Below are 20,427 nucleotides of genomic sequence, written 5' to 3' on the forward strand. Positions count from 1 at the left end.
GACACCGCCGCAGAACGAAGGAGTTACTCATGCGCTTTTCCCTCTTCGTCCACATGGAGCGCTGGGACGAGTCAGTCTCGCACCAGGAATGCTTCGAAAACCTGACCGAGCTCACCCTCATGGCCGAGGCCGGCGGCTTCAGCACCGTCTGGATCGGCGAGCACCACTCGATGGAATACACCATCTCGCCGAGCCCCATGCCGCAGCTGGCCTACCTTGCGGCAAAGACGTCGAAGATCCGCCTTGGCGCCGGAACCATCATCGCGCCCTTCTGGAACCCGCTGCGGGTTGCCGGTGAGTGCGCCCTCCTGGACGTCATCAGCAACGGCCGGGCGGAGGTGGGGCTGGCCCGCGGCGCGTACCAGTTCGAGTTCGACCGCCTGATGGGCGGCATGCCGGCGGTCGACGGCGGCAAGCACCTCCGCGAGCTCGTCCCGGCCGTCCGCGCGCTCTGGGAGGGCGACTACGCGCACGACGGCGAGGTGTGGCAGTTCCCCACGTCCACCAGCGTTCCGAAGCCGATCCAGAAGCCCACGCCGCCCATGTGGGTCGCGGCCCGGGACATTTCCTCCCACGAATTCGCGGTCGCCAACGGCTGCAACGTGATGGTGACGCCCCTGATGAAAGGCGACGAGGAAGTCGAGGACCTGGCACGCAAGTTCGACTCCGCCGTGGAAAGCAACCCGGGCGTTCCCCGCCCGGACCTCATGGTGCTGCGCCACACGCACATCCACCCCGAGGACGAGCCCGAAGGCTGGCGCCGCCCGGCCGAAGGGATCAACAAGTTCTACCGCACCTTCGATGCCTGGTTCGGCAACAAGGCCACGCCCACGAACGGTTTCCTGGAGCCCAGCCCCGAGGAAAAGTTCGCCGAGCGGCCGGAATTCACCCCGGAATCCCTGCACAAGACGGCCATGATCGGTACGCCGGCTGAGGTCATCGAACGCCTCCGCAAGTACGAGGCACTCGGCGTCACCGAATTCAGCGTCTGGTCCGACAACACCCTCACCCACGAGGAAAAGAAGCGCTCACTCGAGCTCTTCATCGAACACGTGGTGCCGGCGTTCCAGGAACAGCCCGCCGCAGTTTCGCGCTGACCCTGCCGGACACAAAAGTGAAGGTGCCCCATCAATCCGAATCCGGGCTGACGGGGCACCTTCTGTAGTTCCAATGTATCGCCTGGGGTGGGGCTTGCGGCAAGGCCCCCCGTGGGCCGGATAATCGTTCGCCGGAGGCCGTGGCATCAGCGCGGCCCCACGGAGGACGGGGAGCACTGGGATGAAGCACCAGGCAGTGATTGTGGGAAGCGGGCCCACCGGGCTCATGCTGGCGGGGGAGCTGGCGCTCGCCGGCGTGGATGTGGCAGTGGTGGAGCGGCGGCCCAGCCAGGAGCTCGCCGGCGCACGGGCAGGTGGCCTCCACGCCCGCACCCTTGAGGTGCTGGACCAGCGGGGCATTGCGGAGCGCTTCCTCGCCGAAGGGCAGGTTGCCCAGGTGGCGGGCTTCGCCGGCATCCGCCTCGACCTGACCGGATTTCCCACCCGGCACCCCTACGGGCTGGGGTTGTGGCAGAACCACATTGAGCGGATCCTGGCGGGCTGGGTGGGCGAGCTGCCCGTGACCTTCCACCGAGGCACTGAGGTGACGGGCGTTGCGCAGGACGGCACCGGCGTCGAGGTCTCCCTGACGGACGGCCGGACGCTGCACGCGGACTTCGTGGTGGGGTGCGACGGCGGCCGCAGCCTGGTCCGCAAGGCTGCGGGCATCGAATTTCCCGGCTGGGACCCCACCACCAGTGCCCTGATCGCCGAGGTGGAGATGACCGCGCAGCCGGAATTCGGCGTCCACAAGAACCCCTTCGGCATCCACTCCTTCGGGCGGCGCGAGTACACCATCCAGGACGGCAAGGTGGTGTACGCGGACAGCGGCCCGGTGGCGGTCATGGTCACCGAGGAGCACGTGGGCACCGGTGAACCGGGCCTGGCCGACCTCAGCGCGGCGCTCATTGCCGTCTGCGGCACCGACTACGGCGCCCACAGCCCCACCTGGATTTCCCGTTTCACGGACGCCACCCGGCAGGCTGCCGCCTATCGCAAAGGCCGGGTCCTGCTGGCCGGCGATGCGGCCCACATCCACGCACCCGACGGCGGCCAGGGCCTGAACATCGGCGTCCAGGACGCGGTAAATCTGGGCTGGAAGCTGGCGCAGGTGCTCCACGGGACTTCGCCGGAAAGCCTCTTGGAGACGTACCAGGAAGAGCGTCATCCCGTGGCGGCGCGGGTCCTGCGCAACACCATGGCCCAATCGGCACTCCGCCGCCCGGACCCCAGGATCGCCGCCGCAGGCGAGGTGATTACTGAGCTGCTGGGGATGGAAGAGCCGCGTCGCCGGTTCGCCGGAATGCAGTCGGGCCTGGACGTGCACTACGACCTGGTTGAGGGGCACCCGCTGTTGGGCCGCCGGATGCCGGACCTGGACCTGGAGACGCCGGCCGGGCCCCTGCGGATGTACACGCTGCTGCACACCGCACGCCCGGTCCTGCTGAATCTCGGCGCCGCCGGCACCTTTGACTCCACAACCCTGCCGCCGTCGGTCCAGCTCGTGGATGCGCACTGCGGGGGTGCGTGGGATCTGCCGGTCGTCGGAACCGTCGCCCCGCCGTCGGCCGTCCTGGTGCGCCCGGACGGCTACGTGGCGTGGGTGGGTGAGGGCACAGCTGAGGGCCTCACGGAGGCGGTCCGCACCTGGTTCGGAGAAGCCTGACATCACAACTGGCCCGGTTTTGCGGCGGAACATCCCCATTTGGTCACGGAAATTTCAGGGACACGGCCCCAAAAGTGGGCCAGTTTGGCCGGGCCAAGCCCTGTTCGGGGCGAGGCTCAGTAGACGGAGCCCTCAAGCAGCTCGGAGAGGCGGCTGGCGGCGCGGCGGAGCTCGGGGACGTTGGCTTTGATCTTTTCCTCGGTTGTCGCCTCCGCGGGGCAATTCAAGGCCATTGATTCGTTGGCGCGGCCCTCCCGGTTCGTTAGTGCCACCCCTACGGAGAGCACGCCAATCACGCGTTCATTCGCAGAATAGGCGTAGTCACAGCCTGGCTCGGGCAGCCGTGACCGAAGTTCCTCAACTGTGAATCCTTGCTTCTCGTGACCGGAAGCGATTGCGGCAGCTACCACCTGTTCGAGTTCAGCGTCAGGTGCGCCCGCGATCAGGATCTTTCCGGCCGCGCCACGAGTCAGAGGCAGGCGTTTACCCAGCGGCAGGTCATACTGCATGGGCGCTTCGCCCTGAACCCGTGCAACGAGGATCCGCTCAAACCCGAGCCGGGTGTGCAGGGAAACGGACATTCCGGTCTGGGCCGCCAACTGCTGCAAAACGGGACGTCCCGCAACCGCCAACGGATCGTTTTCCAGGAAGCTCTTTGCTGCCGGAAGGACGGCGGGGCCGATCCGGTAGGACTTGTCCGTCTGGCTCACCATCCCGAAATCCTGCAGCACCCTCAGGATCCGCAGCGTAGTGGGCAGGCTCATGCCGCAGTTCCTTGCCAGGTCGCTGAGCCGCTGCGGCCGCTCCGCCCGCTGCAGTTCGGCAAAGACCTCCATGGCCCTTGAGAGGGAACGCATGTTCGAGGACTTGGGGCCCTCTTCCGCCGATCCGGCCGTGGTGGAACTCGTTATCGCCATTCTTCCATTCTATGTAAGTTCCTTGCGCTTGACAGGCTCTGTGTCTCCTGTCACTATTTCTCAGTACGCAATATAGTTTCATTCTATGAAACGCAATGACGCGCAGTGAAAAGGAAACCCATGACAACGGAGTCAGTCAGGACGAACCCCGGGCATGAAGGCACAACCCGGGTAGCCCCTTCCGTGCTGGCAGGAATCGGCGCCTTCGCGGCCGTCGGCGTCTACGTCCTCGTCAGCTCCATCAGCCTCGGGCTGTGGACATCCCTCGGCCCGGGTCCGGGCCTCTTCCCCTTTGCCATGGGCGCCGTTCTCGCCGCCATGGCCCTCCTCTGGCTGCTCCAGGAACTCCGCAACCCCAGCGAAACGGCAGCCGGCGTTGACCGCGGACTCGTGATCGCCGTCGTGGCCAGCCTGGTGATCCTCGCGGCCGTCATGGACCTGCTCGGGTTCCAGCTGAGCATGTTCGCGTTCCTGCTGTACCACCTGAAAATTCGCGGACGCAGGACCTGGGTGTCCTCGCTGATCATCGCGGTGGCCGGAAGCTTCGGGGCGTTCTACGCCTTCAACTACGGCCTGAACGTCGCGCTGCCGGTGTCCGCCCTTCCCTTCCTGAATTCGATCGGACTCTAGACGTGGATACCCTCAACGAACTGATGGGCGGCTTCGCGGCCGCCATGACCTGGCAGAACCTGCTGTTCGCCTTCCTGGGCTGCCTGCTGGGCACCATCATCGGCGTGCTGCCGGGCATCGGCCCGGTGGCCGGCGTCGCCCTCCTCATCCCGCTCACGCTGAACATGGATGCCACCGGGGCCATCATCATGCTGTGTGCCATCTTCTACGGCACCGCCTACGGAGGAACCATCACCAGCGTGCTGCTGAACACCCCCGGAGAAGCAGCCTCCGCCATCACCACCATCGATGGCTACGCAATGACCAAGATTGGCAAGGCAGGCGCCGCCCTGACCATTGCTGCCGTCGGCTCTTTCGTGGGTGGCACCATCGCCACCATCGGCCTGGTGGCCGCCGCCAAACCACTGGGTGAACTCGGCCTGCTGGTGGGGCCGCCGGAATTCTTTGCCCTGATGGTGGTGGGCATCTCGCTCCTGGTGGCGCTGGCCGGAAAATCCATGGTCAAGGCCGTCATCTCCGGCGCCCTGGGCCTGTTGATCTCCATGGTGGGCATCGACCCCGTGGCCGGCGCGCCGCGCTTCACCTTCGGCATGGACCGGCTCCTGGACGGCGTCAGCTTCGTCGCCGTGATCGTGGGCGTCTTCGGCCTCTCCGAACTCCTGTCCTACCGCAAGGGTGACCAGCCCGCCGCGGTACACGCGCCCAACCTGCGCTCGCTGCTGCCCACCGGCAAGGAATGGTTCCGCAGTGCCCCGGCCATGGCCCGCGGTACCGGCATCGGTTTCGGCCTGGGCCTCATCCCCGGCATGACCGGCTCCGTCTCCTCCCTGCTGTCCTACGGTGCGGAGAAGAAGTTCTCCCGCCACCGCCACGAGCTCGGCAAGGGCGCCATCGAAGGCGTTGCAGGCCCGGAAACGGCCAACAACGCACACGCCAACGCTGCCCTCATCCCGCTGTTCACCCTCGGTATCCCGGCCTCACCCACCATCGCCGTACTGATGGGCGCCTTCCTGCAGCAGGGACTCACCCCGGGACCCACCCTCTTCACCGAGAACTCCGAGATCGCCTGGGCCATCATCGCCAGCCTCTTCATCGGCAACCTGATCCTGCTCCTGCTCAACGTCCCGCTCGTGGGGCTCTGGACCTCCATCCTCCGCGTCCCGTCGTCGATCCTCACGGCACTGATCCTGCTGTTCATGGTGATCGGCGCCTACACGATCAACTTCAGCGTCTTCGACGTTTTCGTGATGATCGGCTTCGGCCTCCTGGGCCTGGGACTCCGGCACCTGGACATTCCGCTGGCGCCCATGGTGCTGACGCTGGTCCTCGGCCCGCTGATGGAACGGTCGCTGCGCGAGTCCCTCGAAATCTCCCAGGGCGACTTCACCATCTTCACCAGCCGTCCCATCTCCGCGGTGCTGATCGGCCTGGGCGTGCTGATCGTCTTCAGCCCGCTGCTCAAGCTCCGCAAGCCCAAGGCCCTGAACGAAGACCCCGAAACCTAGACCCGCCGCATTCCCCCTCGCACCCAAAACCCCACCTTCAAAGGAGAAGAACCATGAAGACCCGTTTGCGCCTCGCCGCCGCCCTTGCCGCGGCATCCCTGATCGGACTCACCGGCTGCGGTGCCAACCCCGGAGCCACCGGTGCCGCCGGTGGTGCCAGCGATTTCCCGAAGAAGGGCAAGTCGATCGACATCATCGTCGCCTTCGGCTCCGGTGGCGCCGTGGACACCGCCGCCCGGCTCATCCAGCCGGTGCTCGAAAAGGAACTTGGCACCAACGTCGAGGTCATCAACAAGCCCGGCGCCGGCGGCCAGATCGGCTACACCCAGCTCACCAGCGCCAAGCCCGACGGCTACACCATCGGCGCCACCGGATCGCCGTCCGTAGTGGTGTCGCCCCTGGACCCGTCCCGCGGCGCCAAGTACACCCGCGAAAGCTTCCAGCCGCTGGGCCGCCAGGTCATTGACCCCGCCGTCATCGCCGTCCAGCCGGACAGCCCGTACAAGACCATCAAGGACCTGCTGGACGCCGTCAAGGCCAACCCGAAGTCCATGACCGCCAGCACCACCGGCCTGCAGACCGGCGAGCACTTCGCCCTGGCGCAGATCCAGGAAAACACGGGCTCGGAATTCGCTCCCGTTCATTTCTCGGAGGGTGCCTCGCAGGCTACCACCGCGTTCCTCGGTAAGCACGTGGATGTCCTGGTGGCCAACGTCAGCGACGTGAACGACCTCAGCAAGCAGGGCAAGGCCCGCGTCCTCGGCGTCATGTCCGAGGAGCGCGCACCCTCCCTGCCGGACATCCCCACCTTCAAGGAATCCGGCTACGACCTGACCGCCGGCACCGCCCGCGGCTACTCCGCACCCGCCGGCCTGCCCGATGACGTTGCCAAGAAGCTCGAAGCCGCCATCCAGAAGGCCATCGAGGACCCCGCCGTGGTGAAGAAGATGCAGGACCTGGGCCTGCAGACCAGCTACCTCAACGGCGCCGACTACAAGACATTCTGGGCCGGCCAGGAAGAGGACTTCAAGAAAGTCCTCCCGCTGGTCCAGAAAAAAGACTGACCCCCGCCCGCCTGAACGGAAAGATCCATCATGACAACTCCAGCCATTGACGCCACCGACGCCGACTTTGCGCGCCCCGACCGGGGCATCATTGAACGGCTCGCCAAGCTGCCCGCAGCCAACATCGGCGATGCCATGGACCGCCTCGGGGTCGCGGATTCGGCCATACAGGCTGTTTGGCCGGGTGCAAAGCTCGCCGGGCCGGCCTTCACCGTATGGACCCGCCCCGGCGACAACAAGGGCATCCACCAGGCCCTGCAGCAGGTCCGTCCCGGAGACGTCATTGTGGTGGCCGGAGGCGGCGATGAATCCCGGGCCCTCCTCGGCGAACTGATCGGTGAGCGCGCCATCAACCTCGGCGTGGCCGGCTTCGTCCTGGACGGAGCAGCGCGCGACGCCGAGGCGCTGGGTGAGATTGGCATGCCCGTCTTCGCCAGGGCTACTTCGCCCGCCGGCCCCTACAAGGACGGCCCGTTCAGGCTGGTGACCGCCGTCGCCTTCGGCGGCGTCCCCGTCCTCCCCGGCGACGTAATCGTGGGCGACTCAGACGGCGTGGTGGTCATCCCCCGGGAACAGGCCGCCGCCGTCGCCGAAGCTGCCGAAGCGGTCTTCGCGGATGAGACGAACCGCCGCCAGGCCATCGTCGCAGCCCGCAACTGAACACCAACACCACCAGAACGCCACCAGAAAGAACAGAGCAAACCATGACAGCGTGCACAGTCATCGGCCTCGGCGAAGCCGGAGCCACCTACGCCGCGGCACTGGTCGAAGCCGGCCACACCGTCACCGGCTTCGACCCGGTGGCCCCCACCACCCCGGCAGGCGTCATCCGGGCCGCAACCGCCGCCGAAGCATGCACCGGAGCGGACATCGTCCTGGTGATGACCGGCGCCGCAGCCGCCCGCAGCGTGGCTGGGGAATGCCTGCCGGTACTCGACGCCGGCAGCGTCTACGCGGACTTCACGTCCTCGTCCCCGGGCGTGATGCAGGAGCTCGGCCAGGTGCCCAGCAAAGCCCGCTTCGCCGACGTCGCCATCCTCGGCCCGGTGTCCGCGCTGGGCGAAAGGACCCCGCTGATGGTGAGCGGTCCCGGCGCCCAGGCCGTTGCCGACCTCGTGGCGCCGTTGGGCGTGCAGGTGGAAATTGCGGACGGGGAGCCCGGGGCGGCGATGGCCCACAAACTGCTGCGCAGCGTCCTCATGAAGGGCCTGGCCTCTGTGGTGGTGGAAGCCGTCACGGCCGGAAAGGCAGCCGGCCTGGAGGACTGGATCCGCGGCCAGATAGCGGCGCAGTTGGCCGGAGACGGCCAGGCCGTCATCGACCGGTTCCTCACCGGCAGCGTCAAACATGCCGTCCGCCGGTCGAAAGAAATGCAGGACACCGCCAGCTACCTGTCTGACCTTGGCGTCCCTGCCGAGATGACCACCGCCTCGGCCACCGCCCTGGCCCGCATGGCGCAGGCCACGGAACCGGCCTTGCGCTGACCGCGCAGTCGGGGACAATCAGGAACGGGTAACACGTGACTTCCACACCAACCGGCATCCGGCCGTCAGGAGAAGCAGCATGAATGGCATCTGGGCACTCGGCGCCTACCTTGCCGTCATCCTGCTCTGGACCACCGTGGTCAAGCGCAGCGTGGGGGAGGCCATGATCCTCGGCTTCCTGGCCGTGCTGCCCTTCACCGGCGCCGCGGCGGCGGCCATTGGCTGGGAAGCGCTGTATGACGCCATCACCGACGAGATTGTCTACGCCACCATGGCGTTCGTCTTCATGGGCTACCTGCTGGACAAGGCGGGCGTCCTGGACCGGCTGATCGACCTGCTGAACTCGCTCATCGGCGGGGTCAAGGGCGGTCCGGCCTGGGTTTCCACGGTGGCCTCAGCGGGGCTCGGCGGGGTGGTGCATAACCAGGCCGCCATCGCCGCCACGGTGGGCTCGGTGACCATTCCCTGGATGGAAAAGTCCAAACTGGACAAGCCGTCCGCGGCCACGCTGGTGGCGGGCAACGCCGGTATGGGCATCACGTTCCCGTTCAGTGCCTCGATGTTCGTCCTGGTGGGTTCCGCCACCGTGGGGCCGCTGCTGGACATCAACGCGCTGGTCCTGCCCCTGCTCTTTGGTGGCCTCTGGTGCTTCCTGCACCGGCTGGTGGTCACCTGGCTGCTGGTCCGCAAGAGCGGGATGACTCCGCTGGACGCCGCGCACCGGCTGACGGTGCGCTCGGCATTCGGCCGCGGCTGGGCCACGCTGCTGCTGTTCGTCGTGGTGGCCATCCCGTTGGTGATCACCACGGGAGCGCTGGCCAAGGGCTTGTCGGACTGGACCGGTGGGGACGTCACCAAGTCCGTCAGCGTCATCGTGTGGATCCCGGTGGTCCTGATCATCACCGGCCTCCTGCTGGGCAGGAAGAACCTGCCCGGCAGCGGCCGGGGCTGGTGGACGCTGCTGCAGGAGTCCGCGCCGCGTTTCGGGATTGTGGGCGTCACTGTGGTGTTCGCCTTCGCCGGGGCAAATGCCCTGGCCGCCACCGGGCTGCCGAAGCAGATGACCACACTCCTGAACGGGATGAACCTGCCGCTGTGGCTGCTGGCCATCCTGATCGGCCTGATCATCATTGCGGTGGCGGCACCGTTGTCCGCCACGGCCACCATGGCCGCCGTGGGAACAGTGGGCGTGGCAACCCTCGTCGCCGCCGGCGTCCCGGCCACCACCGCTGCCGTGGCCGTCCTGGTGTTCTCGTCCTGCGAAGCCGCGGTCCCGCCCGGCGGCGCCCCGCTGTACGTGGCCTGCGGCATCGCGGACGTGGACCCGCTCAAGACCTTCCTCCGCCTCCTGACCCATTACGCCCTGCCGCTGCTGGGCATCGGCGTCCTGATCATCCTCGGCATCCTGCCAATCTAGGGAGCATTCCATGCACACCTTCAGAAGGGCCATCGAAGTCCTCTTCGTCCTCACGCTGGCCGTACTGCTGGCCGGCGGCATCGTCTTCGTCCTCGGCCAGGCCATCGGTTTGATGGCGGGCCAGGGCCAGTGGCTCACGGCGCTCAACGACACCATCAAGACGCCCATCTGCATCGCCGCCTCGGTCTGCGCCGTGGCGGGGTTCCTGCTCAGCTACAAGCGCCGGCAGGCACAGGAGCAGCCGCAAAAGGCCGGGGCGCGATGAATTCCACTGACGGCATATATCCTAGCTTTGACGGGCTGATGCAGCGGGACGGCCGCCTCGCCGGAACATCCTGGGGCCTGTTTCCGCACCCAACACGCGGGACGCCGTCGTTCATTACCCCCGAGGTGCTGCTCAATGCGCGGGAGTGCATACGCACCGGCGCTGTCTTCGGCCTCGACTACCCGGCGGATGCGTTCCACCCCGGGATGTCCCTAAAGCGCGGCGCGCCAAAGCACACCATCTACTCCTCGCACCCGGCACACCGCGATGACTTCCTGGATGGCTATTACCTCCAGGGGTCCAGCCAGGTGGACGGCCTCCGGCACCGCCGGGCGGACGACGTGGGGTTCTACAACGGCACGGCCGATGACCGCGTGGTGGAGGGGACCCCGGACCTCGGCATCCAGGAATGGGCCGACGAACCGATCGTTGGCCGCGCGGTGCTGGTGGATCTCGATGGATACCGCACCGCCCGCGGCAACCCGATCGACCACGCGGAAGGGGAGCCGCTGGGCCTCCACCTCATCGAAGCCGCCCTCGCCGCCCAGTCCGCCATCCTCCGCCAAGGGGACGTCCTGCTGCTGCACACGGGATGGTGCGAATGGTTCCTGGACCTGCCGACGGCGGAGAAGGAGCAGGTGCGCGACAGCAGGAAGGCCACGGGCATCGCCCAGTCGCAGGACTTCGTGGCGTGGGCCTGGGACCAGCGCCTGGCCCTGCTCGCGGCGGACAACTTCGCCCTCGAATGCCTTCCCGCGGTTCCGGACAGCCCGTACAGGAACTCAGCCCCCAACGACCACGGCATGATGCACCAGCAACTCCTGGCCAAGCTGGGCATGCCCCTGGGCGAGCTGTGGCGGCTGGGCCCGCTGGCGCGGCATATGCGCAGTACCGGCCGGTGGGATGCCTTCATCAGCATCAAACCGCTTAACATCACCGGGGGAACGGGCTCGCCGGCCAACGCCACCGCCATGCTGTGAGCGTCAGCTCCGCGGTGAACTGACCACCTGCCCGGTCCGCCCGGGCGTCCGCCGCCGACGTCCCGCGAGCCAGATCGCCGTGGCATTCGCCGCGACAACCAGGGCGATGCCCAGCCACTCGTGGAGCACCAGCACCTGGCCCAGCACCACCATTCCGGAGAGTGCCGCGAGGATGGGGTTGATGCTCATGAACACACCGAAAAATCCGGCAGGAACGAACCGGAGGGCGATCAGGTCGGCAGCGTACGGAACCACTGAGCACAGGATTCCGGCCGCGGCGGCATACATCAGGGCTTGTCCGGTGAAGCTGCCGCTGGCAAGCAGGTGGAGGGCCACCGGCACGTAGAGCGCCAGCGAAACCAGGCTGGCTGCCGCCGGGGCCTGCAGGCCGGGGAGCCGCTGGCCGGCCACGCGGTTCAAAAGGATATAGGCCGCCCAGCCCGCGGCGCCGCCCAGGCCAATGAGGATGCCGGCGAGGTCGCTCGCGGGCACGGGCATCACCAGGACGTACACGCCCACACCGGCGCCAATCCCGCACAGCAGGTCCCAGCGGCTCCGCGAGGACAGCAGCGCCACCGCCAGCGGCCCCAGGAATTCCAGGGTGACCGCCAGCCCCAGCCCGATCCTGTCGATGGCCATGTACAGGCAGATGTTCATCAGGGCCGTGGCCGCACCCAGCAGGAGGACAGGCCACCACTGCCGCCACGTAAAGCGGTGGAACGGCGGCCGGGCCGCGGGAAGCAAAACGGCCGCTGCCACGAGCTGGCGCACGGCCACCACCCCCGCCGGTCCGATCACCGGGAACGCGTGCGCGCCGATTCCGGCGCCCAACTGGTTGCTGAGCCCAGCCCCGGTCATGGTCAGCAGGCCACGCACCAACGACGACGGCGGCCCACCCGGGGTGCCCGTCGCGCCGCGGGTCTTCCCCGCACCGTGCAGCAAAGAAGCGTCCATCCCCACAGTGTCCGGCTGCCGCGGGTGCCACAAGAAATGCATCCGCCGTGCCTTCTATACGATGAGCGTATGAATGTTGAGCTGCGCTATCTCCGCGCTCTCGTGGCCGTCGTGGACGCCGAAACCTTCACGGACGCCGCCATCGAACTCGGGACCTCGCAGGCCGCCGTCTCGCGTTCCATTGCGGCGCTGGAGCACGCCCTGGGGCTTCGCATCCTGCAGCGGACCACCCGCAGCTTCACCCCGACGCCGGTGGGCGTGCGCATCATTGCCCATGCCCGCAATGTCCTCGACGAACTGGCCCTGTTGGAGCGGGAGGCCCGCGACCACGGCAGCGAACTGCGGGTGAGCTACGCCTGGTCCGCGCTGGGCCGCCGCACCATTGCGCTGCAGCGCCAGTGGGAGGAGATCCATCCGGAGGTATCCCTGGTGTGGGTCCAGTCCAGTGCCCCGTCCGGCGGCCTTGCCGACGGGTCGGCCGATATCGCCGTCCTGCGCCGTTCCACTGCCGACGCCCGCTATACGTCGACGCCGATCGGAACCGAGGCGCGGTACGCCGCGGTGGCCAGCGGCGATCCGCTCTCCCGAAGGCGGTCCCTGCGGATGGCCGACTTCGCGGACCGGACCATCGCCGTCGACCGCCGCACCGGAACCACCAGCGAAGAGCTCTGGCCTGAGGGATCCCGCCCGGCCGGGTTCCGTCTGGTCCAGGGCGTGGACGAGTGGCTGACGCTGATTTCCACGGGAAAGGCACTGGGGATGTCGTCCGAGGCAACCACCGCACAGAATCCCCGGCCGGGCATCGCTTACCGCCCGGTGCGCGACGCCCCGCGGATTGAGGTTTTCCTGGCCTCCTGGCGGGATGACCCTTCGCCCGCGGTGGCTGATTTCATCCGCCTGGCGCGCGAGGCCTACACGGCGGGATAGCGCTTGCCCGTTGACGTAACGGGGGTCACGTCCTAAGATTGTGAATCGATTCAAAGCGCCGGCGATGCCGGTTCTTTGCCAATGGAGTCGAAGGACAAGCACATGAGCACTACCCACAGCAGCGCCGCCACCACCGGCGCCGTCCGCACCAGCGGGGCGGCAGGAACCGGTCCCCGGGATCCCAGGAAGGCTGCGATGAGCGGCTGGATCGGAAGCGCCCTGGAGTACTACGACTTTGCGCTGTACTCGCTGGCCGCCACCCTGGTATTCCCCACCATCTTCTTCCCATCGGAAAACCCCACCGTCGGTATCATCGCCTCGCTGGCCACTTACGCGGTGGGCTATGTGTCCCGGCCTATCGGCGCCGTCGTCCTCGGTGCCTACGGTGACCGGAAGGGCCGCAAGAGCGTACTGGTCTTCGCGATGCTGCTCATGGGTTTCGCCACCTTCGCCGTCGGCCTCCTCCCCACCTACGGACAGGTGGGCCTCCTGGCTCCGGCCCTGCTGGTGGTCCTCCGCCTGATCCAGGGCTTCGCCGTGGCCGGTGAACTGGGCGGCGCCAGCGCGATGATCGTTGAGCACTCGCCGGACGCCAGGCGCGGCTTCTTCGCCAGCTTCAGCCTGCAGGGCACCCAGGTGGGCTCCATCCTGGCCACAGCCGTCCTGCTCCCGCTCTCCGCAGCCCTCCCGGCGGAGCAGTTCGCGTCCTGGGGCTGGCGCATCCCGTTCCTCCTGAGCGCCGTGGTGATCCTTGCCGGCTACTTCATCCGCCGCCGGGTCCAGGAACCGCCCGCGTATGCTGCGAGCTCCGGTGAGGCGGCGCAGAAGCAGCGCTTCCCGCTGGTGGAACTCCTGCGCACCAGGCCCGGCGCCATGGTGCGGTGCATCCTGATGACCTTCGCCAATGTCATCGGCATGGCCACCCTGATCTTCGGCGTCTCCTACGCCACCCAGAAGGGCTACGGCAACGGGTTCTCCAGCAGTGAGTTCCTGTGGGTCACGCTGGTGGCCAACATCGCCGCCGTCGCCACCATTCCGCTCTTCGGTGCCCTGTCCGACCGGATCGGCCGACGCACACTGATGGCAGGCGGCGGGCTGCTGGGCGGTGTGATGGTGGGCGGTTACCTGTGGGCGATTGAACAGGGCAGCCTCCCGCTGGTCTTCGTCGCCGTGGTGATCGTGCAGGGCATCTTCTTCCAGATGTGGAACGCCACCTTCGCCACATTCTTCCAGGAGCAGTTCCCCATGCGGATCCGCGTCACCGGGTTTGCCGTCTCGCAGAACATCGGCCTGATGATCGCCTCCTTCTTCCCCAGCATCTTTACGGCCATCGCCCCTCCGGGTACCGCCAACGTGCCGCTGATCATCGGGCTGGCCACCTTCGTCATCTGCCTGGTGGCCACCGTGGCCACCCTCATGTCCTCGGACACCAAGGGAAAGTCGCTGGAGGACCTGGAGGCCCACAAGGCCTAAGCGGCCTGACAGCCGGGGCGCAGGGTTTGCCACAGCCGGGTTAGCCACATAGGAGGGGACAGCGCGTGCTGTCCCCTCCTTTTGCGTGCTGCCGCTCCGCGCGGCCGCATTACCCGGGTGATGCTGCCCGCAAAAGCTCCTGTGCATAGTTGTATACAAGTATGCTGTTGGTGGAGGTTCCACCCATGCCAGCTATTCCTGCCCGGAACACGGGCGCCCACGTTGTCTACGCCGAACTGAAGCGGCGCATCCTCAGCCTCGACCTGAAGCCCGGTGAGCGAATCTACGAACCGGCAATGGCCACCGAGCTGCAGGTGAGCCGGACGCCGCTGCGCGAAGCCATACGACGGTTGATTTCGGAGAACCTCCTGGAGCAGCAACCCACCGGGGGCGTGGTGGTCCCGGTGCTGGACGAGGCAGAGATCTCGGAGCTGTACGAGGTCCGCGCGGCCGTGGAGTCCCTCATGGCACGGAATGCCTGCCTGAAGGCGACACCCGCGGACCTCGACCACCTCCGTGGGATCCTGGCACGGAACGCCGCGCTGGTGGAGTTTGCCGATGACGCCATGCAGCACGGCATGGCACTGCACTCCCGGATCGCCCTCATCGCCGGCAATTCCTGGGCCGGGCGGTTCCACGACCAGGTGGCCAGCCAGATGGAGCGCTACCGGCACTACACCAACAGCACCCAAAGGCGGCGGGACCAGGCACTGGCGCAGCACCGGGCCCTGGTGGAAGCGATCGCCGCCGGCGACCCGGACCGGGCAGCCAAAGTGGCCTTCGACCATGTGATGGGCGCACGCGACGCCGCCGTCCGTGCCATCTCCGGCAAGAACGGAGCCGGCTCGTGATCGGCGAACTCGGCCGGCGCTCGGCCACCGCCCTGCTCCTGCACTCAGCCCTGATCCAGGCCGTCACGTTCCTGGTGCGGCCGGCCGCCACCTACCGTGCGTTGGAGCTTGACGTTCCAGGCTTCGCCCTGGGACTCCTGGCCGCGAGCTACGCCGTCTTTCCCCTTCTCCTCGCTGTTCCCACGGGCGGCCTGGTGGACCGCCTGGGTGAGCGCCGGCTCATGGCGATCGGGTCCGGCGTCGTGCTCGCCTGCTCAGCGTTCCTGCTGTTCTGGAGTTCATCCATCACCGCCCTGGTCATCGGCACCGCCTTCCTGGGCGCCGGGCAGCTGGCCTGCGTGGTGGGGCAACAGGCGGTGGTGGCCAACAACGCCGCCGCAAGCCGGATGGATTCCGCCTTCGGATACCTGACGTTCGCCGCCTCGCTGGGCCAGGCCCTGGGGCCGCTGGCGATTTCCCTGGTGGGCGGCAACTCGGTCCACCCGGACACCCACATGATCTTCCTCCTCGCCGTCTGCATGAGCGCGGTGCTTTTCGCTACCACGTTCATGGTTTCGGCCGAGGTCAGCGGCGGCCGGAAGAAAACCGGCGACGCCGGCGCAGCCAAGGGCAGCGCCATCTCACTCCTCAAAACCCCCGGCGTGGCCCGCGCACTGGCCACCAGCGCCACGGTCCTCGCCGTGGTGGACCTGACCATGGTCTACCTCCCCGCACTGGGAGCGGACCGCGGCCTCACCGCGGCCACCGTGGGGGCGATGCTCACGGTCCGCGCCGTGTTCTCCATGGTCTCCAGGCTCCTGCTGGGCCGGGTGTCACGAAGGATCGGCCGCATGCGGCTGCTGGTCACCAGCCTGGCGTTGTCCACTGCCGCCCTGGCTGCCGCGGCCATTCCCATGCCCGCGTGGCTGCTGTTCGTGGTGATGGCTGTGCTCGGGTTGGGCCTCGGCATCGGCCAGCCGCTCACCATGTCGTGGCTGTCGGCCCAGGCTCCGGCCGGGCAGCGCGGGCGGGCGCTCGCCCTCCGCGTCGCCGGGAACCGCGTGGGGCAGGTGGTGCTGCCCAGCGCCATCGGCGTCGTCGCGGCAGGCCTTGGGGCTGCAGGCGTGTTCCTCGCCTCCGCGGTGGTGGTGGGCGGAACAATGGTGCTGCTTCGCGGGGTCAAGCTCGACTGACCCGTGCGCAGCGCATTGCCGGCAACCGCCACAACAGAGGCCGTCACGCCGGGCATGCTTTTGCGAAACGCACGACGCCGGAGCTCCGGGTTTGCGGGGCTTCCCCACCTGAGGCGGGGCGAAAGCGTGCCGTGCGTGACGCCGTCGTCCGTCCCCGGAAGCTGGCACAAAAAGGTCCGGCCGGTGGTGACCACCGGCCGGACCTTTCCGGGCTCACTCAGGAATGAGTTCCGGGACTAGCCGGTGTGGTTGGACAGCGCCACCAGGACGCCGGCCACTGCAAAATACTTGTTGCTGCCCAGGTCACGGATTGTCTTGATGCCCAGGCCGGCAAGGAGTTCGGCGTGTTTTTCCGTCAGGCCGGCAAGGGCCGACGGAGGTGCATCCAGGATCTCCTCGAGGGAAAGGTTTTCGAACTCTTTATCGAGTTTCTTGCCAAGCTCAATTGAAACGGCCATTGTCATCCTTTGCTTGAACAAACCATGCGGTGACTACCCGGCCCACGCTGCCGCCGGATCCAGGCCGGGAAAACCCCGCCCGTGGTCGCTACGGTAGTGCACAGCGGCGGGTCCCGGAAGAGGCCGGGACCCGCCGCTTTCCCTTAGGAGGCTGAGGATGCGGAGTTGTACGCCTGCTGGATCACTGAACCCCAGTACGGTCCGTACATCTTGGTGGAGTTGGTGCCGTAGCCGTAGCTGTTGACCGAGTTCTGGTAGCCGCTGGAGCTGGTGCCGATGAACCACGGTCCGCCTGAGGAGCCGCCGGTCATGTTGCAGGGAATTCCCTGGGTGTTGAACTCGGGGCTGTAGGGATCGTTGGTGGCGGTACCGGAGCAGCTCTTCAGTGATTCGCCATTAAACGGTGAGGCTGCCGGGTAGCCGAAGGCCTTGTAGGCGAGGCCGCGGGCGGCGTTGAAGCTGACGCCGGAGGCTCCGACGACGTCGGCCAGGTTGCGGCCGTTGAGCTGGCTCATCACGGCAAAGCCCGTGTCGTACTGCATGCTGCCGGACGAGCTCCACTGGGTGGGGGCGTAGAGCGCCTTGGCAGTCCACTTTCCGTAGGGTGCGGCGCCATTGAGGTAGGCGGGGACGAACGTGAACTTGGTGGCGAAGGCTCCGGGGCCTTCGTTGAGGCAGTGGCCGGCGGTGGATACGGTGTTGCGGTTTGTGGACACGACCGAGTTGGCCGAGCAAACGTAGTTGGTGCCGCCGAGGGTGAAGAACACCTTGCCGATGTGGGACACGGGGGTTTCGCTGGCGTTCGCCTTGGTCTGGATCTGGGGTGCGGAGCCCTGGATCTTGGCCTCCGGGCCCTTGGCCTGTTCCGGGAGGACTGCCGGGTTGGCCTTCTGCCGGTCCACGGCCTTCTTCGCGAGGACGTCCGCGGGGATGGCGGAGCGCATGCGTTCCGGCGTCCAGTAGTCGGCTCCGCTGGTGTCCGTGACGGCAGTGCTGCTGACGCCGGCAACATCCTTGTTGTCCGGCGATGCGGGCGCTGCCGTTGCCTGGCCTGCTGAGCAGAAAGCGAACAGTGCTGCGGTGGTGAGGCTCATGAGGCTTGTGGCCAGAGTCCTGGTTGATGTCATAGCTGTCCTCGGTAGGTTCGGGTGACGCGGACCCGATGGGTGGTCCGCTGGAGAGAACTTATACCGGTATGACAAACTTGTAAATAAGATTCTTCAATCAGTTAATGACTCTACGGATTTGTAATCACCGTGGAAGGCAGGAGGGGATGCGCTAAAGATCAGCCACCGTCCGGCGTGCGGTGATGGGTAGCGAAGCCTGAGAGGCCCGGTTCGGAAGAACGTGGCGGGGCGTAGGGTCCATGTTTGATGGACCACAGATAGCAGATGGCAAACAGGGCAGCTGCCAGGACCGGGACCAGAAAGAGCGCCAGTTCGCTGCCTCGAAGCAGGAGCGCAACGTTGAACGCAACTATTGCTAAGAGAAGTGGAAAGGGCGCGGCCAGGGTACCGCTCCGGACGGCGTCCTTTTGGAATTGGCCATACAGCACTCCTGCGGCCAAGAAGCCGATCATTAGCGCCCCGCCGAGGACAAAAACCAGCGGGACCGACGCCAGCCCCACGGTTAAGACCACCGCGGCCAGGAGGCCGCTAAGGGTTAGCCAGTACTTCGATTTGGTCGACATCGTTGTTTCGTCCCGGTTCATATCAGGCCCAGAAAGCTGCCCACGTGGCGGGGCAAACACGGCAAGGAACCCAGGCCAGCGGTCACCATGCTTCTAAACTTCATGAATTAGTCCCCCAAATTCATCGGACTTTCCCCGAACTATTTTTGTCGCTGGGCGTCATGAGCCCAGGCCCGGCTCAACCTAAAACCCTCAACAAAACAATGCAAGTCAAATGGGGGATCGGCTACTAGGCGGGGATTAGGGCAGCCGGGACGGGCGGAGGACGCTGGCTTCCCCGGCCTGGGCCGGATCCAGCGGAACGGGGCTGACCAGCACGGCCGGGCCGCGGTGCAGCAGGCCGCCGGAGACTGCGCGGCAGCGGATGCCGCCGCGCCCCCGCATGGCCGGATGCGCCCCGGGAGCCAGCATCTCGTTCATCCAGGCGCAGGGCTGCGCGTGCCGGCCGCCAAAGAGGGAAACAGAGGACCCGCCTGATTCCAGTGTGAAGTCCTGCCCCAGGAGTGGAGGCAGGTGCGCCCCGCGGAGCACCACGTTCCGGCGGGTCAGCAGGGGATTGAAGGGTTCAGCTCCCAGTTCGGCCGCGATGGCCTCAAGGGATTCGACGGCGAACAGGGTCACCGCAGCGTCCATGTGGGCGGCCTTGCCGAAGAATCTGTCACCCACGATGCCTTTGCCAGCCACCACCTCGGCGACGTCCACATCCGAGGTGGGGACGTCCGCGGCGCCGTCCCGGGCCCGGCCGAAGTAGGCGTGCGCGGGGGACACCAGCAGGTGCAGGATTTCGACGTCGTACCGGAAGTTCTCGCCCATACCCCCACCGTAAGCCCGCGTTCCCTGCAAACGAGGTGCTCGCGCCGAAACCGGGTGCGCCGATGGAATGAGTGGAATGATCAGGAACCATGGACTCCTCTTCCGCTGCCGCCACAGCCACCGTGCGCCCTAGGCGCCGGACCGCGATCTACTGGATGTCGGCCGCCTGCACTGCCGCACTCATCGCGGTTCCGGCCTGGATGCTGGTGGCGAATCCGGCTGTCCTGGCCGGGCACCCGCTGCTGCCCGGACTGCTGATCGCGGCGGCCGTCGTCGGAGTGGCCTGGGCGGTCTTCCTCTGGCGGCGGCGGGACACGCCCCATCCCCGGTCGCTGGTGCGGGCCATTGGCGCCTGGGCCGGGCGGATCGCCGTCCTGGCGCTGGTGGCGGCGCTGGCCTGGCTCAACCCCTTCGCCTACCAGCCGGGTGTGGCGGCCGAGGCCGGTCCCAAATCTGACCTGATCGTCACCGAAACGACCACCACCATCACCATGACGCCCGACGGCGGCCGCGCACCCACCAAGGGTTTGGTCTTCTACCCGGGCGCGCGGGTAGATGCGCGGGCCTACCAGGACATCCTGGCCCCGGCCGTCGGCGCAGGGTTCCGGGTGGTCATCCTGAAGGAGCCACTGGGGCTCAGCCTGCTGGATGCCAACCAGGCCCGCAGCGCCATGGACGCCAACCCGGACATCACCACCTGGGCAGTAGGCGGCCACTCGCTCGGCGGCGTTGCAGCGTCGTCGTTTGCCGGGGACAGCGACGACGTCAGGGGCCTGGTGCTTTACGCCTCCTACCCGCTGGACTCCCTCCGCGGCCGGCCAGGGCTGCAGGCCCTGTCCGTTTCGGGGACCAAGGACGGCCTCAGCACCCCGGCGAAGATCGATGCCTCCACCGAGCTGCTGCCCGCGGACACGGAGTTCGCCGCCATCCAGGGCGGCGTGCACGCCTTCTTCGGCGACTACGGTGCGCAGCCCGGCGACGGCGACCCCGGCCTCAGCCGCGAGGCCGCGCAGGAACAGATCGCCGCCGCCACGGTCGCCTTCCTCGGGCGGCTCTAGGGACCC

21 protein-coding genes are annotated in these 20,427 nt (G+C 67.2%); 15 read left to right on the plus strand and 6 right to left on the minus strand.

Annotated features, from left to right (window positions below; translation table 11 throughout):
• Positions 1-29: 29 nt before the first annotated feature.
• Both ACFV4R_RS02895 and ACFV4R_RS02900 read left to right on the plus strand, forming a co-directional pair.
• Complete coding sequence (locus ACFV4R_RS02895) at positions 30-1,097, plus strand: LLM class flavin-dependent oxidoreductase (RefSeq protein ID WP_377200949.1); 1,068 nt, start codon at positions 30-32, stop codon at positions 1,095-1,097.
• A 181-nt stretch (positions 1,098-1,278) separates the two neighbouring features.
• Entirely contained in the window at positions 1,279-2,763 is a 1,485-nt protein-coding gene (locus tag ACFV4R_RS02900; RefSeq protein WP_377200950.1) for an FAD-dependent monooxygenase, read from the plus strand.
• A 116-nt stretch (positions 2,764-2,879) separates the two neighbouring features.
• Here the strand turns inward: ACFV4R_RS02900 and ACFV4R_RS02905 are convergent, their stop codons facing one another.
• Positions 2,880-3,680: an IclR family transcriptional regulator gene (locus ACFV4R_RS02905; protein ID WP_377200951.1), complete on the minus strand. Its 801-nt coding sequence runs from the start codon at positions 3,678-3,680 to the stop codon at positions 2,880-2,882.
• A 120-nt stretch (positions 3,681-3,800) separates the two neighbouring features.
• Between ACFV4R_RS02905 and ACFV4R_RS02910 the strand changes: the two genes are divergently transcribed.
• From ACFV4R_RS02910 to ACFV4R_RS02945, 8 genes are all read left to right on the plus strand, one after another.
• A complete protein-coding gene (locus ACFV4R_RS02910; RefSeq protein ID WP_377200952.1) occupies positions 3,801-4,310 on the plus strand; it encodes a tripartite tricarboxylate transporter TctB family protein in 510 nt (169 codons plus the stop codon).
• A gap of 2 nt (positions 4,311-4,312) precedes the next feature.
• Complete coding sequence (locus ACFV4R_RS02915; protein ID WP_377200953.1) at positions 4,313-5,815, plus strand: tripartite tricarboxylate transporter permease; 1,503 nt, start codon at positions 4,313-4,315, stop codon at positions 5,813-5,815.
• A 53-nt stretch (positions 5,816-5,868) separates the two neighbouring features.
• The gene (locus ACFV4R_RS02920) at positions 5,869-6,879 is read left to right on the plus strand and encodes a tripartite tricarboxylate transporter substrate binding protein (protein ID WP_377200954.1); all 1,011 of its coding nucleotides are present in this window, start codon (positions 5,869-5,871) and stop codon (positions 6,877-6,879) included.
• Between the two features lie 30 nt (positions 6,880-6,909).
• Positions 6,910-7,539, plus strand: coding sequence for a methyltransferase (locus tag ACFV4R_RS02925; protein ID WP_377200955.1), 630 nt, complete (start codon positions 6,910-6,912; stop codon positions 7,537-7,539).
• 44 nt (positions 7,540-7,583) lie between these two features.
• Positions 7,584-8,363: a DUF1932 domain-containing protein gene (locus ACFV4R_RS02930; protein WP_377200956.1), complete on the plus strand. Its 780-nt coding sequence runs from the start codon at positions 7,584-7,586 to the stop codon at positions 8,361-8,363.
• A gap of 79 nt (positions 8,364-8,442) precedes the next feature.
• Entirely contained in the window at positions 8,443-9,780 is a 1,338-nt protein-coding gene (locus ACFV4R_RS02935) for a TRAP transporter large permease subunit (RefSeq protein WP_377200957.1), read from the plus strand.
• 10 nt (positions 9,781-9,790) lie between these two features.
• Positions 9,791-10,045, plus strand: coding sequence for a hypothetical protein (locus ACFV4R_RS02940; RefSeq protein WP_377200958.1), 255 nt, complete (start codon positions 9,791-9,793; stop codon positions 10,043-10,045).
• Complete coding sequence (locus ACFV4R_RS02945) at positions 10,042-11,025, plus strand: cyclase family protein (protein ID WP_377200959.1); 984 nt, start codon at positions 10,042-10,044, stop codon at positions 11,023-11,025. The genes ACFV4R_RS02940 and ACFV4R_RS02945 overlap by 4 nt, the downstream gene beginning before the upstream one ends.
• Before the next feature lie 3 nt (positions 11,026-11,028).
• Here the strand turns inward: ACFV4R_RS02945 and ACFV4R_RS02950 are convergent, their stop codons facing one another.
• Entirely contained in the window at positions 11,029-11,979 is a 951-nt protein-coding gene (locus tag ACFV4R_RS02950; RefSeq protein WP_377200960.1) for a DMT family transporter, read from the minus strand.
• Between the two features lie 69 nt (positions 11,980-12,048).
• Between ACFV4R_RS02950 and ACFV4R_RS02955 the strand changes: the two genes are divergently transcribed.
• The 4 genes from ACFV4R_RS02955 to ACFV4R_RS02970 all read left to right on the plus strand — a co-directional run bounded on the left by ACFV4R_RS02955 (position 12,049) and on the right by ACFV4R_RS02970 (position 16,402).
• Positions 12,049-12,906 (plus strand): LysR family transcriptional regulator, encoded by an 858-nt coding sequence (locus ACFV4R_RS02955; protein ID WP_377200961.1) that lies wholly within the window; start codon positions 12,049-12,051, stop codon positions 12,904-12,906.
• Between the two features lie 102 nt (positions 12,907-13,008).
• Positions 13,009-14,379 (plus strand): MFS transporter, encoded by a 1,371-nt coding sequence (locus ACFV4R_RS02960; RefSeq protein ID WP_377200962.1) that lies wholly within the window; start codon positions 13,009-13,011, stop codon positions 14,377-14,379.
• Between the two features lie 185 nt (positions 14,380-14,564).
• The gene (locus tag ACFV4R_RS02965) at positions 14,565-15,230 is read left to right on the plus strand and encodes a GntR family transcriptional regulator (RefSeq protein WP_377200963.1); all 666 of its coding nucleotides are present in this window, start codon (positions 14,565-14,567) and stop codon (positions 15,228-15,230) included.
• Complete coding sequence (locus tag ACFV4R_RS02970) at positions 15,227-16,402, plus strand: MFS transporter (RefSeq protein ID WP_377200964.1); 1,176 nt, start codon at positions 15,227-15,229, stop codon at positions 16,400-16,402. The genes ACFV4R_RS02965 and ACFV4R_RS02970 overlap by 4 nt, the downstream gene beginning before the upstream one ends.
• 236 nt (positions 16,403-16,638) lie before the next feature.
• On the opposite strand, the gene ACFV4R_RS02975 is transcribed toward ACFV4R_RS02970, so the two are convergent.
• From ACFV4R_RS02975 to ACFV4R_RS02990, 4 genes are all read right to left on the minus strand, one after another.
• Positions 16,639-16,860, minus strand: a complete 222-nt coding sequence (locus tag ACFV4R_RS02975) for a hypothetical protein (RefSeq protein ID WP_377200965.1) — start codon at positions 16,858-16,860, stop codon at positions 16,639-16,641.
• Between the two features lie 143 nt (positions 16,861-17,003).
• Positions 17,004-17,987, minus strand: a complete 984-nt coding sequence (locus ACFV4R_RS02980) for a trypsin-like serine peptidase (RefSeq protein WP_377200966.1) — start codon at positions 17,985-17,987, stop codon at positions 17,004-17,006.
• Between the two features lie 158 nt (positions 17,988-18,145).
• A complete protein-coding gene (locus ACFV4R_RS02985) occupies positions 18,146-18,550 on the minus strand; it encodes a hypothetical protein (RefSeq protein WP_377200967.1) in 405 nt (134 codons plus the stop codon).
• 240 nt (positions 18,551-18,790) lie between these two features.
• Positions 18,791-19,363 carry an MOSC domain-containing protein gene (locus ACFV4R_RS02990; RefSeq protein ID WP_377200968.1) on the minus strand — a complete coding sequence of 191 codons (573 nt, stop codon included), beginning with the start codon at positions 19,361-19,363 and terminating at the stop codon, positions 18,791-18,793.
• Positions 19,364-19,452: 89 nt separating this feature from the next.
• Here ACFV4R_RS02990 and ACFV4R_RS02995 point away from each other — a divergent pair, with 89 nt between their 5' ends.
• Positions 19,453-20,421 carry an alpha/beta hydrolase gene (locus ACFV4R_RS02995; protein ID WP_377200969.1) on the plus strand — a complete coding sequence of 323 codons (969 nt, stop codon included), beginning with the start codon at positions 19,453-19,455 and terminating at the stop codon, positions 20,419-20,421.
• The last annotated feature ends 6 nt before the right edge of the window (positions 20,422-20,427 follow it).

The organism is Pseudarthrobacter sp. NPDC059871 (assembly GCF_042731175.1).
In the GTDB taxonomy this organism is placed as follows: Bacteria; Actinomycetota; Actinomycetes; order Actinomycetales; family Micrococcaceae; genus Arthrobacter.

What these genes read in the sequence shown, in the direction of transcription:
- ACFV4R_RS02895 (WP_377200949.1), top strand. Translation starts at nt 30, where the DNA reads ATGCGCTTTTCCCTCTTCGTCCACATGGAGCGCTGGGACGAGTCAGTC.
- ACFV4R_RS02900 (WP_377200950.1), top strand. Translation starts at nt 1,279, where the DNA reads ATGAAGCACCAGGCAGTGATTGTGGGAAGCGGGCCCACCGGGCTCATG.
- ACFV4R_RS02905 (WP_377200951.1), bottom strand. Translation starts at nt 3,680, where the DNA reads ATGGCGATAACGAGTTCCACCACGGCCGGATCGGCGGAAGAGGGCCCC.
- ACFV4R_RS02910 (WP_377200952.1), top strand. Translation starts at nt 3,801, where the DNA reads ATGACAACGGAGTCAGTCAGGACGAACCCCGGGCATGAAGGCACAACC.
- ACFV4R_RS02920 (WP_377200954.1), top strand. Translation starts at nt 5,869, where the DNA reads ATGAAGACCCGTTTGCGCCTCGCCGCCGCCCTTGCCGCGGCATCCCTG.
- ACFV4R_RS02925 (WP_377200955.1), top strand. Translation starts at nt 6,910, where the DNA reads ATGACAACTCCAGCCATTGACGCCACCGACGCCGACTTTGCGCGCCCC.
- ACFV4R_RS02930 (WP_377200956.1), top strand. Translation starts at nt 7,584, where the DNA reads ATGACAGCGTGCACAGTCATCGGCCTCGGCGAAGCCGGAGCCACCTAC.
- ACFV4R_RS02935 (WP_377200957.1), top strand. Translation starts at nt 8,443, where the DNA reads ATGAATGGCATCTGGGCACTCGGCGCCTACCTTGCCGTCATCCTGCTC.
- ACFV4R_RS02940 (WP_377200958.1), top strand. Translation starts at nt 9,791, where the DNA reads ATGCACACCTTCAGAAGGGCCATCGAAGTCCTCTTCGTCCTCACGCTG.
- ACFV4R_RS02945 (WP_377200959.1), top strand. Translation starts at nt 10,042, where the DNA reads ATGAATTCCACTGACGGCATATATCCTAGCTTTGACGGGCTGATGCAG.
- ACFV4R_RS02950 (WP_377200960.1), bottom strand. Translation starts at nt 11,979, where the DNA reads ATGGACGCTTCTTTGCTGCACGGTGCGGGGAAGACCCGCGGCGCGACG.
- ACFV4R_RS02955 (WP_377200961.1), top strand. Translation starts at nt 12,049, where the DNA reads ATGAATGTTGAGCTGCGCTATCTCCGCGCTCTCGTGGCCGTCGTGGAC.
- ACFV4R_RS02960 (WP_377200962.1), top strand. Translation starts at nt 13,009, where the DNA reads ATGAGCACTACCCACAGCAGCGCCGCCACCACCGGCGCCGTCCGCACC.
- ACFV4R_RS02965 (WP_377200963.1), top strand. Translation starts at nt 14,565, where the DNA reads ATGCCAGCTATTCCTGCCCGGAACACGGGCGCCCACGTTGTCTACGCC.
- ACFV4R_RS02975 (WP_377200965.1), bottom strand. Translation starts at nt 16,860, where the DNA reads ATGGCCGTTTCAATTGAGCTTGGCAAGAAACTCGATAAAGAGTTCGAA.
- ACFV4R_RS02980 (WP_377200966.1), bottom strand. Translation starts at nt 17,987, where the DNA reads ATGACATCAACCAGGACTCTGGCCACAAGCCTCATGAGCCTCACCACC.
- ACFV4R_RS02985 (WP_377200967.1), bottom strand. Translation starts at nt 18,550, where the DNA reads ATGTCGACCAAATCGAAGTACTGGCTAACCCTTAGCGGCCTCCTGGCC.
- ACFV4R_RS02990 (WP_377200968.1), bottom strand. Translation starts at nt 19,363, where the DNA reads ATGGGCGAGAACTTCCGGTACGACGTCGAAATCCTGCACCTGCTGGTG.
- ACFV4R_RS02995 (WP_377200969.1), top strand. Translation starts at nt 19,453, where the DNA reads ATGGACTCCTCTTCCGCTGCCGCCACAGCCACCGTGCGCCCTAGGCGC.